The organism is Sphingobium trunci (genome assembly GCF_022664535.1).
Classification (GTDB): domain Bacteria; phylum Pseudomonadota; class Alphaproteobacteria; order Sphingomonadales; family Sphingomonadaceae; genus Sphingobium.
In genome coordinates, this window is record NZ_JAKUJY010000007.1 from 12,056 (window position 1) to 29,263 (window position 17,208).

A 17,208-nucleotide genomic window follows, 5' to 3' on the forward strand; every position below is an offset into this window, starting at 1 on the left:
ATGAGCGAGAACGCACTCACCCCCTCCGTTGGCGGCGCTGCCGCTCTCCCGGCCACCAGCTCCGCCTTTCCCGGTGGCGCGAAGGGCGTCGATGCGCTGAGGGCGCGCTTCACCGGCTTCATCAAGCAGCCGGCCGTAGCGAAAAGCCTGCCGCTGCTGGGCCTGCTGGGCGTAGTCGCGACGGCTGGCGCGGCGTGGCTGGCGCTGCGCGAGCCGCCGCAGCGCGACCTGTTCCGCGCCTTGCCCGATGCCGACAAGTCGGCGGTCGCGCAGGTTCTGGACCAGAATGGCATCCGCTACGACTTCGACAATTCGGGCGGCATGACCGTTGGCCAGGACGATTATTTCAAGGCGAAGATGATGCTCGCCGCCCAGGGCCTGCCCAAGAGCGCGCCCGACGGCAACAGCATGATCGACAGCCTGCCGATGGGCGCCAGTCGTGCGGTGGAGGGCGAAAAGCTGCGCTCGGCCCGCGAAATGGATCTGGCCCGCACCATCGAGGCGATCGACAGCGTCGAAAGCGCGAAGGTGCATCTGGCCGTCGAACCGCCCAGCGTTTTTCTGCGCGAGCGGGCCAAGCCGTCGGCCTCGGTGATGCTGCGTCTGGCTTCGGGCCGGTCGCTGACCGACGCGCAGGTGAGCGCGATCGTCCACCTCGTCGCTTCGTCCATCCCCGAACTCAATCCGGAGGATATTTCGGTCGTCGACCAGAATGGCCACCTGCTCAGCAATAATGACAGCAATGCCGCCGACGATCGCCAGCTTGCCGTGCAGACGAAGATGGAGGATCGCTATCGCCAGTCGGTGATCGCCCTGCTGACCCCGATTTTGGGCGCGGGCAAATTTTCGACCGAGGTGCATGCCGAACTGAACTTTGCCGAGCGGCAGGCGACCCGCGAAACCTATCCGCAGGACGAGGCGCGGCTGCGCAGCGAACAGGGCACCTGGGCCTCCGACCCGCGCGGTCAGGGCAAGGGCGGGGAGGCCAGTGGCGTCCCCGGCGCCCTCAGCAACCAGGCGCCGGTCAATCCGACCGTCACCCAGACCAATCCCAATGGCCAGGCCGTGGCCCAGGGCACCACCAGCGCGCAGACCGCCGCCCAGCCCGGCACCCCGCCCAATCCGCTGATGAAGACCGAGGAAACCTTCAACCGCAGCTTCGAACTGGGGCGTGAAGTCTCCGTGACCAAGGATGCGATCGGCACGGTGAAGCGCCTCTCCGTCGCCGTGGCGCTGGACAACGGCCCGGACGGCAAGCCCCGCTCGGCGCAGGAAATTGCGGCTCTGGAGGCTCTGGTGAAGGGCGCGGTCGGCTTCGACCAAGCACGTGGCGACGTGGTGGCCTTGTCCTCGCGCAGCTTCGTCAAGGAAGAGGCGGCGACGACCCCCTGGTATGAAGCCGAATGGGTGTCGCCGCTGGTGCGCAACGTCTCGGCACTGCTGGTCGCGCTGCTGGTGATCTTCGGCATCGGCCGGCCGCTGCTGAAGCGCCGCGCCGCCGCACAGGAGGCCGCCGCCGAGCGGAACGCCGCGGAAGGCAAGAAGATCGGCCGCGAAATCTCGACCGAAATCACCCGCCAGGCTGCCGTGAACCCCGATGGCTCGGCGCCCGTGACGCTCGATATGATCTCCTCCACCTACGACTATGCCCAGCGCGCCGACCTGATCCGCAATTTCGTGAAGCAGGACCCCGATCGCGCCGCGCTGGTCGTTCGCGACCTTCTGAAGGAAGGGAAGAAGGAAAATGCCTGAGGTTGACGCCGCCAGCCCGGCGCTGAAGGGCAGTGCCGCCGCCGCCGTCCTGCTGATGCTGTTCGACGAGGACGAAGCCGCGCAGATCCTCTCGCGCCTCGAACCCGACGAAGTGCGTCAGCTCGGTTATGCGATGTACGATGTCGCTGACGTCGCGGTCGAGGAAGTCAATGAAGCGCTCGACCATTTCGTCACCAAGGCGAAGAAGCGCACCACCATCGGCTATGGCGCGACCCAGCATATTCGCGGCGCGATGACCAAGGCGCTGGGTGAGGAACGGGCGGAGAATATGCTCGCCCGCATCACCCCGCCCACCCGGTCGACGCAGCTCGAAATGCTGAAATGGATGGATGCCAAGGAAATCGCCGCGCTGATCGAGGCGGAGCATCCGCAGATCATGGCGATCGTGCTCGCTCATCTGGAGGCGCCGATCGCCGCCGATGTGCTGCAATTGCTGCCGGCCGAATATCAGGAAGAGATCGTCTACCGCATCGCCACGCTCGGCCCCGTGTCGAACGAGGCGCTCGACGACCTCGAACAGCTTCTCCTGCGCGGCAATATGGCCAAGAAGCAGGGCGGTGCCTCGCAGCGCGGCGGCACGGTCGAAGCGGCTGCGATCATGAACAATGTCCGCAAGGAAAATGAACAGCGCATCATCAAGGCGCTGGCCAAGCGGGACAAGATGGTCGCCCAGACCATCGAGGAGGAAATGTTCGTCTTCGACAATCTTATCGACATGGACGACAAGAATCTGGGCACGCTGATGCGCACCGTCGACAGTTCGATCCTGGTGGTCGCGCTGAAGGGTGCGAACGACATGCTGAAGGCCAAGATCTTCGGGTCCATGTCCGCCCGCGCCGCGCAGGCGATCGCCGACGAGATCGAGGAACGCGGTCCGATCCGCCTCGCCGAAGTGATCGACGCGCAGAAGCTGATCATCGGCACCGCCCGCCGCATGGCCGATGCGGGCACCATCATGCTGGGCGGCAAGGGGAATGATTTTGTATAAGGGCTGGAACGGGCACGACGTCGCCAGCATCCCGCTGGGCGGCATGGGCCAGGTCAGGAGCGGCGGCTTCCGCAGCCTCTTTACCGAAGGGCATGGCGCGCAGGGCACGGCCGTCAACGACGCCGCGCCGCAAAGCGAAGAGGATATACTGGAACAGGCACGCATCGAGGCCTTTGCCATGGGCTTCGACGAAGGCTGCCGCGTGACCGCCGATGCCAATGCTGCCGAGGCCGAGGCGCGCAACCGTCTGGCCCAGGCGCTCGAACTGCTGGCGCCGGCGCCCAGCGGCATGCTCTCCACCATGTTGTCCGCCACCGTGGTGCGGCTGGTCGAGCAGATTGTGGGCGAGGTCGAGATCGACATCGAGCGGCTGCTCCAGCGCTGCGATACCGTTGCCGCCTTCATCGAGGACAATGACGAAAAGGGCGCGCTGCATCTGCACCCTGAGGATATCGCCTTGCTGGACGGGGAAGAGATCGGCGTCAGGCTGGTGGGCGACAGCGCCATGCAGCGCGGTTGCGTCCGGCTGGAAACGAAGGATGGCTGGGTCGAGGACGGCCCGGACGTGCGCCTCTCACGCCTCCGGTCGCTGCTAGACGACATGGAGGGCAAGGCAGGATGATCCGCGCCGCGCTAGCCCAGGCGGAGACGCTGTTCGACCATATGCAGGTCCAGAACCGCCAGCCGCGCCATGTCGGCCGTCTGGTCAGCCATGATGCGGGGATGCTGGAAGTCACGGGCTTTCGCCGCCCCATCGGCGCGGGCGCGCGGGTGATCGCGGCGGACGGCACCGTCTGCCGTGCCGAGGTCGTCGGCTTTCGCGGCGACAGGACTTTGCTGGTGCCGCTCGACAATGACGCGCCGCTGGAAAATGGCGCGCGCGTGGAGCCGGACAGCCAGGCCAACATGGTGCAGGTGGGCGAGGGGCTGATCGGCCGCGTCATCGACGCCATGGGCCAGCCGCTCGACCGCAAGGGGCCGATCATCGCGGGCGGATCCTGGCCGCTCAACGGGGTCAAGGGCAATGTCCTCGACCGGGGGCGGGTGACCGAAGCCTTCGATCTGGGTGTCCGCGCCGTCAACGCGCTGCTGACCGCCGGACGCGGCCAGCGCATCGCCATCATCGCGGGGTCCGGTGTCGGCAAGTCGGTGCTGATGGGCCAGATGATCCAGGGTGCCGAGGCCGATATCGTCGTCGCTGGCCTGATCGGCGAACGCGGGCGCGAGGTCAGCGACTTTCTGGAAACCAAGCTCAAGGGCGCGATGCACAAGAGCATCGTCGTCGCCGTGCCAGCCGACCATCCGCCGGTGCTGCGCCTGCGCGCCGCCGCCCGTGCCACCGCCATCGCCGAATATTTCCGCGCGCGCGGCAAGAAGGTGCTGCTGCTGATCGACAGCCTGACCCGCTGCGCCCATGCCCAGCGCGAGATCGGCCTTGCGCTCGGCGAACCGCCAGCGATGAAGGGCTATCCCCCCTCCGCGCTCGCGCTGATCCCACGCCTGGTCGAGCGGGCTGGCGTCGATGCCCGCACCGGCGGATCGATCACCGCGCTCTACACCGTGTTGGCCGATGGCGACGATACCGACGATCCGATCGTCGACGCTGCCCGCGCCATCGTCGACGGGCATTTCGTGCTGTCGCGCCATCTGTCGGAACAGGCGATCTTCCCCGCCATCGACATCGGCAAGTCCTTGTCCCGCGTCATGGCCGATGTGGTGCCCGACGAGCATCGCATGGCCGCCGCCGCCTATCGCCGCCTGTGGGCGGCCTATGAGGAAAATCGCGACCTGATCCTGATGGGCGCCTATCGCCCCGGCAACGATCCGGTGATCGATGAAGCGGTGCAGCGGCGCCAGGACATTCTCGACTTCATCCGGCAGGATCAGAAGAGTTTCATCGATCTTCCCACCAGCGCCGATGCGCTGATCGCTGAGTTCGGCGCGTGAAGGAGGAGGTCTCCCGCCGCAACCGCGTGCTGCGCGTTCGCCATGTCCAGCATGCCATGGCGGTGGCCGAAACCGCCCGCGCCCGCGACGAGGCGGAGGGCATCGCCCGCAATGTCGAAAGGCTGCGCAATGTGCGCAATGATCTTTTTACGGCCCAGGGCGTCGCAACTGGCGCGAATTTTGCAGCGATGCAGGAACTGGCGGGTCGTCTGGAACAGGCGGGGCGCCAGCTGGATGGTGCGCTCTACGATGCGCGCCGCAAGGTGGAGGTCAAGGAAGGCCTCAGCCTGGCGGCCAATCGGGATCGCGAAATCGCCGTGAAGCTCAAGGATCGCGCCCGCGCGGACCTGGAGGAATGGCGGGAGAATAAACTGGCGGCTTTGCCGCGCTATCGCAGGATGCAGCGGACAGGAGATGTCTGACGTGAACATGCTGACCAGTCTCAAGGCCTTGCTCTTCTCCTCGGCCGCCACGCATGTGCCGGTCGAGGGGGCTGGCGCCCTTGCCGTTCCGGGCGAGGCGGGCGCCGATTTCGCGCAGTTGCTCCATGGTACGATGGAGGCGCCGACCGCAGCCCAGACGGTGGCGGTCACGGATGGGGCGGCGACCGCTCCGCAGGCCGCCGATCTGCCCGAAGTGGAGGCGTCCTCGACCGCAGTGACCACGGGAGAACTGCCCCTTGGCCTGGCAACGGCGCTGAATGCGGTTCAGGCCCATCGCAAGCCATCGTTGCCGTTGCCCCCTGGCCTGGCGCAGAGGGTGGAAAAGGCGCAGCAGAGCGATCAGGCCGAGGCTGAAGAGGTGGCGCCTGTACCGCCATCGGACGAGACGGGGCCTGTCGCGCCTGTAACACCGGAGCCTGTCGATCGAACTGCGCTGCCATCGCCTGAACCTGAAGAAGGCGAGTTGGTTGTCACCGATCAACCTGTCGGGAAACAGGATAAACCCGTCAAAGTCGCCAAATCTGTGGAAAAGGCGGAAATGGCGACTACCGAAGCTTTCGGGGATGATCCGGCCGTTGAGCAAGCGCCTCAAGAGGCGGGACCGGATCAGGAGGATGAGGGCAAGTCGGCTCCGGTCCGGAACGAAGCGGCGTCGCATCCCCTGCCAATGCCTATGCCGATGCCCATGCCCGTGGTGAATGCCGCGCCGCCGCCTCCCCCGGCCGAAGCGGCAGCAGGAGGTGAAACATCCCAGGCTTCCGCCGTTGTGCCGGAAGCATGGCCGCAGCCGGTGCCGATCCCGACAGACACAAAAGCCAGACCGGAGTCTCCGCCGGAAATCGACCCTGTCCCATCGGCCAAGGCCGCATCTCCAGCGCCTGACCCCACCGGGCTAGCCGCCGATATACCTGTCGTGATCGCGGAGGCTGCCCCGCAGCTTCGGGAATCCTCCCAGCCTGCGAGTCGGGCGCCGGTGACCGGCATTCCCGATGCTCCGATGGCAAAGCCTGTCCCGACCGCCGACGAACAGCCCACGGTCGCGGATCAGCCCTTGGCGGCGGTTCCCGCGGTGCAGGCCCAGCCGATGAAATCCGAAGCGCTTGCCCTGCTCCAGATGGTGCGCGATCAGATTTCGGCCCGTCAGCCGGGCGCGCCGGTTCGCGTCGGTGAACAGCTTTCCGCCATCGCCCGGACCAAGTCGGACCGGTCTTCGAGAATGGCTGAAACGCCCTTGGCAAGTCCGGCCCAGCCATCGCCCGACCTTTCGGCGCCACAGGCTGCGCCGCTGCAGTCCGCTTCCACCCCGGCCGTGCCTTCGACGGTTGCCGCCGCCCCGGTTGCGGATCTGTCCGCCAGCCTGGGCGCGCAGGTCGTCGACATGGGCGTTTCGGGCCAGTGGATCGACGGTCTGGCCCGCGATATCGCTGGGCTGTCCGCCAATGGAGCGCAGGGCCGTTTCCAGATCAACGCTGACCAGCTCGGCCCGGTCCAGGTCGATATCCGGCACGGACAGGAGGGCGCGTCCGTCAGCCTGACCGTTGCCAGCGCGGCGGCGGAGACGGCGCTTCGTCAGGACAGCGACCGGCTGCGGCTCGATGCGGGACTGGCGGCCGTGCGCATCACCGATGTGAAGATCGAGCGTGCGCCCCATGTCGCGGAAGCCGCGCGGGCCGACGGCGCCAGTCAGCAAGGTTCGCAGCAGCAGCCCCAGCAGCAGGCGTCCCAGCAACAGACGGGACAAAGCGCCTGGGCCAACAGCCAGAATATGGGACAGTCGCAGGGGCAGGGCCGCTGGCGGGCGCAGGAAAATAGCAGCTTTACCCCTAAAAATTCCGGCGATCCTGCCGTTCTTAACCATGACGACATGCGCCGGGCGGGCAATGATACCGTGCGCGCGCGCTATGCCTGATTGGCCTGATACGGGGGACTGTGACCGATGAGTGACGAGGCAAAGCCGAAGAAGAAAAAGGGCGGGGGCATGAAGATGATCCTGCTCATCGTCGTGGCCATGGTCGTGGGCGGGGCGGGCGCCGCCGGTGGCCTCTATGCCGCCGGTTTCTTCACCCACAAGGAAGAAGGGCCGAAGGAAGATCCGAACAAGCCGGTCCTCGTCCTTGCGGGCGAGAGCGCGGAGGACGTGGCCAAGGCCCATGGCGGCGGCGGTGGTGGAGAGGGTGGCGAAGGCGGCAAGGGCGGCGGCAGCAGCCATCAGCCATTGCCTGCTGGCGTCCATCTACCTGCCAAGGGCATCGATCTGCCCGCCCCGTCGAATCCGTCAGCCTATCAGGCGACCTATTTCCAGCTCCAGACGCCGTTCACATCGAACATGTCGGACACGGACGCCTTCGCCCAGATTTCGATCGCCGTTTCGACCTATTATGACATGCGCGTGATCGATGCGATCAAGGCCCATGAAATGGCGATTCGCAGCCAGGTGCTGATGATGCTGGCGCAGCAGCCGGTGGAGGCGCTGTCGACGCCGGAGGGCAAAAAGGCCCTTCAGGGCAAGATCAAGGGCATCATTAACGACATTCTGAAGCAAAAGACGGGCTATGGTGGCGTCGATAACGTTTATTTTACCAATTTCGTTATTCAATAGGGCTGCCTGAACGTGCGGGAAGTCCCCCGCCGTGATGGCAGGGGACATTCATGACCGACGTTCAATCCTATGCCTTCGGGCGAGGGGAATCGCAGGCGCCGCTGATGCTGTCAGGGCTGGACCGGCTGGGCGAAAAGCTCGGCCGGCGCCTTCGTGCCTTGTTCGAGCCGATTGCGGGCGCCCGGCCGCTTGTCGTCGCGCAGGATGCGCGGGCGCTGGAATTCGGCGCATGGGGCGCAGAAGTCCCCGCCTTTTCCAGCATTGGCGTCTATCGCCTGGCGCCGCTCAAGGGGCAGGTGCTGCTGCGGCTGGACGCGGCGATGATCTCCACGCTGGTCGACTGTTTCTACGGCGGCATCGGCAATCGCCCGCTGCCCTCGCGCGGCGAATTCACGCCTACCGAAGACCGGCTGATCGCCCGCATTTCCGATGCGTTCATGGCCCGCCTGATCGAATGCTGGAGCGACATGCTGGCGGTCGAACCGGCTCTGGTCGTCCGCGAAACCGGCATCGGCTTTGCTGCGGCAGCGCAGCCGGGCGAGCAGATGGTGCTGCAGCGCTTCAAGCTCAGTATCTCGCGCGATCAGGAATGGCCCATCGACCTGCTGTTCCCCCTCGCCGCGCTGCGGGCGGTCGAGCCGCTCATGGGGGCGAAACTTCCCGTTGACGAGGAACGCGTCGATCCGGTCTGGCAGGCCCGCATCGCCTCGCGGATGCGCGATATCCGCCTGCCTGCCCGCACGGTGCTGGCGCGGCCCAATCTTTCTCTGGCCGAACTGATGCAACTCAAGGCCGGCGATATCATTCCCGTCACCATCAACCGCAGCCTGCCGCTGATCGTCGGCGACCGCATCGTGGCCCATGGCTCGATCGGCGACCAGGACGGCCGCGCCGCATTCCAGATCGAAAAGCTTGCACAGGAACCCGGACAATGAGCGACATGAGCGAAGCACCGCGCCTCGACGGCATCGGAGAGGACAGCGTCAGCCGCATGGTGAACAACCGCCAATTCCGTTTGCTGGCGGACATTCCCGTCCGCATGTCGGTGGAGGTGGGGTCGACATCCCTGCGTCTGGCGGAAGTCATGGACCTGAGCGAAGGCAGCGTGGTCGAACTGGACCGGCAGGCCGACGACCTGCTCGACATCATGGTCAACGGTGCGCTGATCGCCAAGGGCGAGGTGGTGACGGTAAATGGCCGTTACGGCATCCGTATCGTCGAGATTGCCGCGACCGAAACCCGTCTGGCGGGTGTCGAACGGCGCGGTTGAGGATGCGCCCGATCTTTGGGTAACTGATTTTACCGCTTGCCTTGCGCGTCATTCTTTCCGAACGCATGACGCATTAACCATAGTCGCGGAAAGCCTTTGCATGATCTGGTATTTCGTCAAGCTGCTGATCCTGTTGCCTCTGGTGGGCGGCATGGCGTTCGGCGCGCTCTGGCTCTGGCGCAAATATCAGCCGGGCATGATGGTGGGGCAGAATGACCGCTCACTGAAATTGCTGGAAGCGCTGCCGATGGGGACTTTCGGCAAGCTGGCAGTCGTCGAGTTCGAGGGGAAGAAGATCCTGCTGTCCGTCACCCGAGGCCGGATCGAGAAGATCGCGGAAGGCGATCCCTATCGTGCGCGCTAAGGCCCTGTTGATTGGCGGCCTTGCGCTGGCCGTCGGCCTGTTGCTGGCCGAACCCGCGCTGGCACAGGCTGTCGCCCAGGCGGCGCCGGTCGACAATGGCGGCGCGCTGACCCGCGCCATGGGACAGATTTCGGGCGACGGCCGTTCGCTGTCGCTCTCCCTGCAGATCCTGATCCTTATGAGCCTGCTGACGGTGCTGCCGTCGCTGGTGCTCATGATGACCAGCTTCACCCGCATCCTCATCGTGCTGTCGCTGCTGCGGCAGGCGCTGGGCCTGCAACAGACCCCGCCCAATCAGGTGCTGGTCGGGCTGACCCTTTTCCTGTCGCTGTTCGTGATGCGGCCCTATGTCGATCAGATCAACGCACAGGCCTTCGACCCCTATGGCAAGGGGCAGATCAGCATCGAGGAAGCGGTGGGCCGTTCGGGCAAGGTGTTGCACGGTTTCATGACCAAGCAGACGCGCGAAACCGACCTCAAGCTGTTCCAGAATCTGGCCGAGGCGCCCGCCTTCAAGTCGCCCGCGGACATTCCCTTCTCGATCCTGCTGCCGGCTTTCGTGACGTCGGAACTCAAGACCGCGTTCCAGATCGGCTTCATGATCTTCCTGCCCTTCCTCATCATCGATCTGGTCGTCGCATCGACGCTGATGGCTTTGGGCATGATGATGCTGTCCCCCACGATCATCTCCATGCCGTTCAAGCTGCTGCTATTCGTGCTGGTCGATGGCTGGGCGCTGACCATGGGGTCGCTCGCCGGCTCCTTCGCCACCTGAGGAACGGGCCATGGAAAACGCCGATTTCTTCATGGGGCTGGCGCAGCAGGCGCTGTGGATCACGGCGCTGGCGGCAGCGCCGATCCTGATTCCGGCGCTGATCGCGGGCGTGCTGATCGGCATGATCCAGGCGGCGACCTCCATCAACGAACAGACGTTGAGCTTCATCCCGAAGATTCTGGTCGTCGGTGGGATGCTGGTGCTGTTCGGCGGCTCCATCATGGTGCTGATCGCCGATTTCACGCGCGAGATTTTCGAGCGCATCCCGGATCTGCTCCAATGATCGCGCCGGGCTTCGCCAATGTCGAAGTCCAGCTCTGGATCTGGCTCATCGCCATGATCCGGCCCGGCGCGGCCTTCATCGCCGCGCCCGTTTTCGGCGCGCCCGCGGTGCCGCTGCAACTGCGGCTGATCCTGTCGCTGGCGCTGGGCATGGCGGCGCTCAACAGCGTGCATATCGTGCTGCCCCAGGACGGCATCGCCAGCTTCGAAGGCGTCATGCTGGTCGCGGGCGAGGTCCTGGCCGGGCTTGCCATGGGGTTCGCCGTGCAGATCGGCTATGCCGCCGCGCTGGTCGCGGGCGAAGCGATCGGCAACACCATGGGTCTCAATTTCGCGGCGATGGTCGACCCCTCGTCGGGGCAGGCGACGCAGGCGGTGGGGCAGTTCCTTTCCATCCTCGCGACCTTTCTCCTGCTGGCCATGGATGGGCACCTCATGCTGGTGAGCTTCATCGTGCAAAGCTATCAGGCGTTGCCGCCGGGCGGCGCGATGCTGAGCAACGATGCGGTATGGCATCTCATCGAATTTGGCGGCGCGCTGCTGGGGGCGGGGGTGACGATCGCGCTGCCGGTCGGCTTCGCGCTGGTGCTGGTGCAGATCGTCATGGGCATGCTGTCCCGCACGGCGCCCGCGCTCAACCTGTTCGCGGTCGGCATGCCGGTGGCGCTGATGGCGGGGCTGGTGCTGCTGGCCATGGCCGCGCCGGTCATGGGGGATGGGATCACCGCCGCGCTCAAGGCCGGGCTGGACCAAGCCCAGTCCGTTTCGGAAGGGCATTGAGCGATGGCTGAAAGCAATGGCGGCGAAAAGACCGAAAAGCCGACAGCCAAGAAGCTGAGGGAAGCCGCCAAGAACGGCGACATCCTGCAATCGCGCGATCTGGCGACGGCTCTGGTGGTGATGGCCGGGATCGGCTGGATCGCGGTCACCGGTCCCAGGGTGATCGAATCCCTCTCGGACATGCTAATCGAGGCGCTGCGCTTCCGCCGTGAGGATATCGTCAATTTCGCCCCCGCCGACCGGGGGATGAGCCTGCTCTCCGGCATTGCCGTGCCGGTGGCGGGCATTCTGCTGGCGACCCTGCTGGCCGCCATTGCCGGGCCTGCGCTGCTGGGTTCGCTGGGCTTCCGTCCCGGCGCCTTCGCCCCCAAGGCATCGAAACTCAATCCCGCCTCCGGCCTCAAGCGGATGTTCGGGCTTCAGGGGCTGATCGAACTCGTGAAGTCGATTGCCAAGGTGTCGCTGCTGGGCGCCATCGGCGTCTGGATGATCTGGGACCGGATGACGGAGATCGTCGGCCTCGGCAAGGCGGGGCTGGCGCCTGCGATGGCGGATCTGGGCAATATCTTCATCATGACCTGCCTGGTCATGGCGGGCGGACTGTTCCTGATCGCTGGGATCGACGTGCCGGCGCAGCTCTTCCAGCGCGCCAAGCGGCTGTCGATGAGCAAGCAGGAAATCAAGGACGAGCACAAGGAAAGCGAAGGCTCGCCCGAACTCAAGGGCCATATCCGCCGACGCCAGTTCGAGGTGTTGAGCGGTTCCACCCGCAAGGCGGTAGCCGAGGCGAGCGTCATCATCACCAACCCGACCCATTTCGCGGTCGCACTGCGCTACAAGCCGGGGCAGGACGGCGCGCCCGTCGTCGTGGCGCGGGGCTGCGATGCGGTGGCGGCTGCGATCCGCGAACTGGCCGACCAGAATGGCGTGACCGTGCTGCAATATCCCGATCTGGCGCGCGCGATCTATTTCACCTCGCGCGCCGGACAGCTTGTCAATGAAGGGCTCTATATGGCCGTCGCGACGGTGCTGGCCTTCGTCTTCCGGGTCGAGAATCGCATGGCCAGCGAGATGGACCGGCCGTTCATCACCGTTCCGGACGATCTCCGCTTCGATGCGGATGGCAAGAAAATGCCATGATTTCAGTCGACTGAAAGGTCGCTCGAAAAAATAACGCTGCTTAACGCAAGTTTAGCACTTATTATCCGTATAATGTTCACGGGGACGCATTAAGATGGTGCGTCATGAACGACTATTTATCGCGGAGCGAGATATCGCCGGTTGAACGCAGCGCCACCCGCGCGCCGTCAGCCGTTTCCGCCGTTCAGCCGGTTTCCACCTCGGTTACGGCCAATTCCAGCGGCGGATCGGCACGAAACACAGCATCCGAAGACCAGGCGCAGGCCGAATCGGATATCGCCAGCAGTGCCGAATATGCCAGGGTCCATGCCCGCATCGCCGACATATTAGCCGACCTGCGGTCGCAGGACGGCATGACCACGGTCGAGGGCGCGGCGCAGGAAATCCAGTCCATGCTGCCCGCGCCGCAGGTGCTGGTGCCCTTGCCCCCGGCATCGAAGGAGGCGGTGGAAAGTTCGATCCGCATCGCCCGGCGCATCGCCGAACAGGCCGTCTATGCCCATGCCGCGCAAGCCAATGTCCGGCGCGGCACGGTCGACCAGATCGTGACCGCAAGCCTCTGACTTTCCGCTTTTTGCGTCCCCGCGAAAATCATTCCTAAAGGTCTTGGGTCTAGGGCCGTTCTTGCATTTGAAAGGACGGTCCCATGACTTCGGTGAGCAGCAGCATCTTGACGGCGCTTGGCGCAGGATCTGGCATCGACACCAGCTCGCTCGTCACCAGCCTGGTCAGCGCGGCGAAGGAGCCGAAGCAGACCGCGATCACCACCCGCCAGACCCTGAATACCGCGCGCATCTCCGCGCTGGCGTCCGCCTCCAGCTCGCTCGACACCTTTGCCGACGCGCTGAACAGCCTGCTGGCGGGAACCGGCTATTCGGGCACGCCGGCGTCCAACGACACCAGCATCGTCGCGGTCAGCGCGCTCCCGGGTGGAACGCCCACCGGCCTTCCCGCGCAGATCGAGGTGCAGCAACTGGCCTCGGCACGCACCCTGGCCTCCACCCCCGTTTCCGGCGCCACCTCCAGCACGGCGGTGGGTGAGGGGCAACTGACCCTGACGGTCGGCGGCAACAGTGCGACCATCACCATCGATTCGACCAACAACAGCTATTCCGGCCTCGCCACGGCCATCAACAATGCGGGGCTGGGCGTGACGGCGTCGGTCATCACCGATACCCAGGGGACGCGGCTGGTGCTGAAGGGGCCGACCGGCGAGGCGAACGACTTTTCGCTGACCAGCGTGTCAGGCACCGATCTCGCCCAATTCGCCTGGAGCGGCACCGACAGCAGCACCATGGCCTCCATGTCCGATCCCAAGGATGCGATCATCAAGCTGGACGGCGTGGAGCAGCATTATGCCAGCAACACGATCGACAGCGCCATTTCCTATCTCCGCATCGACCTCAACAAGGCATCGCCCGGCACCACCGTCACGCTCGCGACGAGCGAGCCGACCACCTCCATGCGCGACCTGATGGTCGAGTTCGTCGATGCTTACAATACGTTGATGAAGGCGCTGAACACGGCGACGGCGACCGGCACCGACTCCTCGAATGCGGGCGTGCTGAACGGCGAATCGTCGATCCGCGACATGAAGCGGCAATTGTCGCAGATGGTCTCGACCGCGCTGACGACGACCGGCACCTACAAGACGCTGAACGATATCGGCGTCAGCACCAATCGCGACGGCACGCTGTCCCTGGATACCACGGCTCTGGACAAGGCGATCGCGGCGGACCCCACGGCCATCACCCAGATGCTCAATCCCGCGGTCAAGACCAGCACCAATATCGGCCTCGCCGGGCTGATGGACAGCGTTCGCGACAATATCAAGAAGGATGGCGGCCCGCTCGCCACCTCGCAGAGCAAATATAAGGCGCTGGCGAGCGATCTCACCGATCAGCTCGACAAGCTGGACACGCAGATGAGCGATTATCAGGCGCAGCTGACCAAGGTCTATTCGGCCATGGAAACCCGGCTGTCCGCCATGAAGGCGACGCAGAGCTATCTGGAACAGCAGGTGGCGCTGTGGACCAAGAGCAGCAATTGATAAAAAAGGGTCAGGAAGAACATGTTCTATAATCACAGCGGCTTTGGTGGTGGTGCGGCGGCCCGGCGTTATGCAGCCGTGCATTCGGGCAGCCGGATCGAGGGCGCCACGCCTCATGCGCTGGTCAAGGTGCTGTTCGACGAACTGCTGCTCGCGCTGGATGCCGCCGCGCTGGCCGAACGGAACGGAGACCGCATCAAGGTTTCGGACAAGCAGGCCCGCGCCATGTCGATCCTGTTCGCGCTCGAATCGAGCCTGGATTTCGACAAGGGCGGCGACATCGCCACCGGCCTCGCGCAAATCTATCGCGAAGCCCGCCGCCTGCTGCTGGCCGGCGCCAAGGGACGCACGGCCGAGCCGGTCGAACAGGCCCGTGCCATGATCGGCGAGATAGCAGAAGCGTGGAATCAGATCGGGTAAACGGCCCCGATACCGTCCCTGCCGCATGGGGTTGCGCCTTTGGGGGCGCCCTTGTATAGGCAGCGCTCGCAAAGGGCGGCCCGGCGGGGGCCGCCTTTTTGCGTTTCGGAAAACTGCTTACATCAGCCCAGAAAGGGAAGGTCCATGTCGATTACGCCGCTCATGCCCGTTTACCCCCGGTGCGATGTACGCCCGGTCCGAGGCGAGGGCTGCTATCTGATCGGGGAGCGCGGCGAACGCTATCTGGATTTTGCCAGCGGCATCGCGGTCAACCTGCTGGGCCACGGCCATCCGAAACTGGTCAAGACCATCGCCGATCAGGCGGCGACGCTGATGCACACGTCGAACCTCTACGGCATGCCGCTGGGCGAGAAACTGGCGCAGCGGCTGGTCGACACGACCTTTGCCGACACGGTGTTCTTCACCAATTCGGGTGCAGAGGCGGTCGAGTGTGCGATCAAGACCGCGCGCCGTTACCATTATGCCAATGGGGAAGCGCACCGTCACAAGATCGTGACCTTCGACAACGCCTTCCACGGGCGGACGCTCGGCACGATCTCCGCGACCAGCCAACCCAAGATGCGCGACGGGTTCGAGCCGCTGCTGCCCGGCTTCGACGTGGTGCCGTTCAACGACCTTGCGGCAGCCACCGCCGCAGTCGATGAGGACACCGCGGCGATCATGCTGGAACCGGTGCAGGGCGAGGGCGGCGTCACGCCCGCGACGCAGGAATTCCTCGCGGGCCTGCGCAAGCTGTGCGACGAAAAGGGCCTGCTGCTGATCCTGGACGAAGTGCAGTGCGGCTATGCCCGCACCGGCACCTTCTTCGCGCATGAGCAATATGGCCTGACGCCCGACATCATGGCGGTGGCCAAGGGCATCGGCGCGGGCTTCCCGCTGGGCGCCTGCCTCGCGACCGAGGAAGCGGCCAAGGGCATGGTGTTCGGCACCCATGGATCGACCTATGGCGGCAATCCGCTGGCCATGGCGGTCGGCCTGACCGTGCTGGAAGAGGTGCTGGGCGAGGGCTTCCTGGATCATGTGAAGGCGATGGGCGCGCGCCTGCGTTCGGCGCTGGAGCAGCTCATCCCCAATCATGACGGCATGTTCGCGGATGTGCGGGGCATGGGCCTGATGCTGGGGGTCAAGATGACCGACAGCTACGATGCGCGCAATTTCGTGGCGCATCTGCGCGACAATCATGGCCTGCTGGCAGTGTCGGCGGGGCAGAATGTCGTGCGTATCCTGCCGCCCCTCGTCATCGAGGAAAGCCATATCTCCGAATGCATCGAGAAGATCTCTGCCGGTGCGCGGAGCTTTGCGGACGCGAACGCGGCCTGACGCCAATCATCCCCCTCCGTTCGACGCGATCGGACGGAGGACGGGATTGGGGGTTATCATGAGCAGACATTTCCTGAACCTGAGTGATGCCGGCGGCGATGCCATCGCCGCCATGATTTCCGACGCCATCGACCGGAAGGCCGCGCGCAAGGACTGGCCCAAGGGTCGGGCCGATGCCGATGCGCCGCTCGCCGGGCACACGCTGGCGATGATCTTCGAGAAGAATTCGACCCGCACCCGCGTGTCCTTCGACATGGCGATCCGCCAGCTGGGCGGCACGTCGCTGATCCTGGACGGCGCGACCAGCCAGCTCGGCCGGGGCGAGACGATCGCCGACACCGCGCGCGTGTTGAGCCGTATGTGCGACGCCATCATGATCCGCACCGACGATCATGCGAAGATCGAGGAAATGGCGCATCATGCCAGCGTTCCGGTCATCAATGGCCTCACCGACCTGTCGCATCCCTGCCAGATCGTCGCGGACCTGCTGACCGTGGTGGAACATGGGGTGGCGCTGCCCGGCAGCCAGTGGGCCTGGCTGGGCGACGGCAACAACGTCCTCCATTCGATCGTCGAGGCGGCGGGTCTGATGAAGTTCGACGTGCGCATCGCCGTGCCGGAGGGCTATGATCCCGATCCGTCCTTCGAGGCGGAAGCCGGTGCGCGTGGCGCCCGGATCGTCCATAGCCGGGATCCGCAGGCGGCGGTGGCGGGCGCCGATATCGTCGTCACCGACACCTGGATCTCCATGGGCCAGGCCCATGCCGAGGAAAAATTGAAGGCGATGATGCCCTACCAGGTGACGCCCGAATTGATGGCGCTGGCCAAGCCGACCGCCAAATTCCTCCACTGCCTGCCCGCGCATCGCGGCGAGGAAGTGGTGGAAGCGGTGATCGACGGGCCGCAATCGGTGATCTGGGACGAGGCGGAAAACCGCATTCACGCCCAGAAGTCGGTGCTGCTCTGGGCGCTGGGCCGCCTCGGTTGAGTTTGGCAGGCGCCTTCCTATCTAGCATCCTTTGACTGGCCCGCAAAT

General features: G+C 65.1%; 19 protein-coding genes. All 19 read left to right on the forward strand.

Going from position 1 to position 17,208, the window contains the following annotated elements; genetic code table 11:
- The 19 genes from fliF to argF all read left to right on the forward strand — a co-directional run bounded on the left by fliF (position 1) and on the right by argF (position 17,160).
- Positions 1-1,752 (forward strand): flagellar basal-body MS-ring/collar protein FliF, encoded by a 1,752-nt coding sequence (fliF, locus tag MJ601_RS08175; RefSeq protein WP_242125215.1) that lies wholly within the window; start codon positions 1-3, stop codon positions 1,750-1,752.
- Positions 1,745-2,761, forward strand: coding sequence for a flagellar motor switch protein FliG (fliG, locus tag MJ601_RS08180; RefSeq protein WP_242125217.1), 1,017 nt, complete (start codon positions 1,745-1,747; stop codon positions 2,759-2,761). The genes fliF and fliG overlap by 8 nt, the downstream gene beginning before the upstream one ends.
- Complete coding sequence (locus MJ601_RS08185; RefSeq protein ID WP_242125219.1) at positions 2,748-3,383, forward strand: FliH/SctL family protein; 636 nt, start codon at positions 2,748-2,750, stop codon at positions 3,381-3,383. Before fliG ends, MJ601_RS08185 begins: the two co-directional genes overlap by 14 nt.
- Complete coding sequence (locus tag MJ601_RS08190; protein ID WP_242125221.1) at positions 3,380-4,708, forward strand: FliI/YscN family ATPase; 1,329 nt, start codon at positions 3,380-3,382, stop codon at positions 4,706-4,708. Before MJ601_RS08185 ends, MJ601_RS08190 begins: the two co-directional genes overlap by 4 nt.
- Positions 4,705-5,130: a hypothetical protein gene (locus MJ601_RS08195; protein WP_242125223.1), complete on the forward strand. Its 426-nt coding sequence runs from the start codon at positions 4,705-4,707 to the stop codon at positions 5,128-5,130. The genes MJ601_RS08190 and MJ601_RS08195 overlap by 4 nt, the downstream gene beginning before the upstream one ends.
- A gap of 7 nt (positions 5,131-5,137) precedes the next feature.
- Positions 5,138-7,060, forward strand: a complete 1,923-nt coding sequence (locus MJ601_RS08200; RefSeq protein WP_242125520.1) for a flagellar hook-length control protein FliK — start codon at positions 5,138-5,140, stop codon at positions 7,058-7,060.
- A 27-nt stretch (positions 7,061-7,087) separates the two neighbouring features.
- Positions 7,088-7,750, forward strand: a complete 663-nt coding sequence (locus MJ601_RS08205) for a flagellar basal body-associated FliL family protein (protein ID WP_242125225.1) — start codon at positions 7,088-7,090, stop codon at positions 7,748-7,750.
- Positions 7,751-7,800: 50 nt separating this feature from the next.
- Positions 7,801-8,685, forward strand: a complete 885-nt coding sequence (locus tag MJ601_RS08210) for a flagellar motor switch protein FliM (protein ID WP_242125227.1) — start codon at positions 7,801-7,803, stop codon at positions 8,683-8,685.
- Positions 8,682-9,020: a flagellar motor switch protein FliN gene (gene fliN, locus MJ601_RS08215; protein WP_242125229.1), complete on the forward strand. Its 339-nt coding sequence runs from the start codon at positions 8,682-8,684 to the stop codon at positions 9,018-9,020. Before MJ601_RS08210 ends, fliN begins: the two co-directional genes overlap by 4 nt.
- Positions 9,021-9,120: 100 nt before the next feature.
- Positions 9,121-9,384, forward strand: a complete 264-nt coding sequence (locus MJ601_RS08220; RefSeq protein WP_192668607.1) for a FliO/MopB family protein — start codon at positions 9,121-9,123, stop codon at positions 9,382-9,384.
- Positions 9,374-10,159, forward strand: coding sequence for a flagellar type III secretion system pore protein FliP (fliP, locus tag MJ601_RS08225; RefSeq protein WP_242125230.1), 786 nt, complete (start codon positions 9,374-9,376; stop codon positions 10,157-10,159). The genes MJ601_RS08220 and fliP overlap by 11 nt, the downstream gene beginning before the upstream one ends.
- Positions 10,160-10,169: 10 nt before the next feature.
- Entirely contained in the window at positions 10,170-10,442 is a 273-nt protein-coding gene (gene fliQ / locus MJ601_RS08230; protein WP_242125232.1) for a flagellar biosynthesis protein FliQ, read from the forward strand.
- Complete coding sequence (gene fliR / locus MJ601_RS08235; RefSeq protein WP_242125234.1) at positions 10,439-11,221, forward strand: flagellar biosynthetic protein FliR; 783 nt, start codon at positions 10,439-10,441, stop codon at positions 11,219-11,221. The genes fliQ and fliR overlap by 4 nt, the downstream gene beginning before the upstream one ends.
- A gap of 3 nt (positions 11,222-11,224) precedes the next feature.
- Positions 11,225-12,361 (forward strand): flagellar type III secretion system protein FlhB, encoded by a 1,137-nt coding sequence (gene flhB / locus MJ601_RS08240; protein ID WP_242125236.1) that lies wholly within the window; start codon positions 11,225-11,227, stop codon positions 12,359-12,361.
- A gap of 104 nt (positions 12,362-12,465) precedes the next feature.
- Positions 12,466-12,924, forward strand: a complete 459-nt coding sequence (locus MJ601_RS08245) for a hypothetical protein (protein WP_242125237.1) — start codon at positions 12,466-12,468, stop codon at positions 12,922-12,924.
- An 83-nt stretch (positions 12,925-13,007) separates the two neighbouring features.
- Positions 13,008-14,411: a flagellar filament capping protein FliD gene (fliD, locus tag MJ601_RS08250; protein ID WP_242125238.1), complete on the forward strand. Its 1,404-nt coding sequence runs from the start codon at positions 13,008-13,010 to the stop codon at positions 14,409-14,411.
- A 21-nt stretch (positions 14,412-14,432) separates the two neighbouring features.
- Positions 14,433-14,831, forward strand: coding sequence for a flagellar export chaperone FliS (locus MJ601_RS08255; protein ID WP_242125241.1), 399 nt, complete (start codon positions 14,433-14,435; stop codon positions 14,829-14,831).
- Between the two features lie 144 nt (positions 14,832-14,975).
- Positions 14,976-16,172 (forward strand): aspartate aminotransferase family protein, encoded by a 1,197-nt coding sequence (locus tag MJ601_RS08260; protein ID WP_242125243.1) that lies wholly within the window; start codon positions 14,976-14,978, stop codon positions 16,170-16,172.
- A gap of 58 nt (positions 16,173-16,230) precedes the next feature.
- Positions 16,231-17,160: an ornithine carbamoyltransferase gene (gene argF, locus MJ601_RS08265; protein ID WP_242125245.1), complete on the forward strand. Its 930-nt coding sequence runs from the start codon at positions 16,231-16,233 to the stop codon at positions 17,158-17,160.
- Positions 17,161-17,208: the final 48 nt, after the last annotated feature.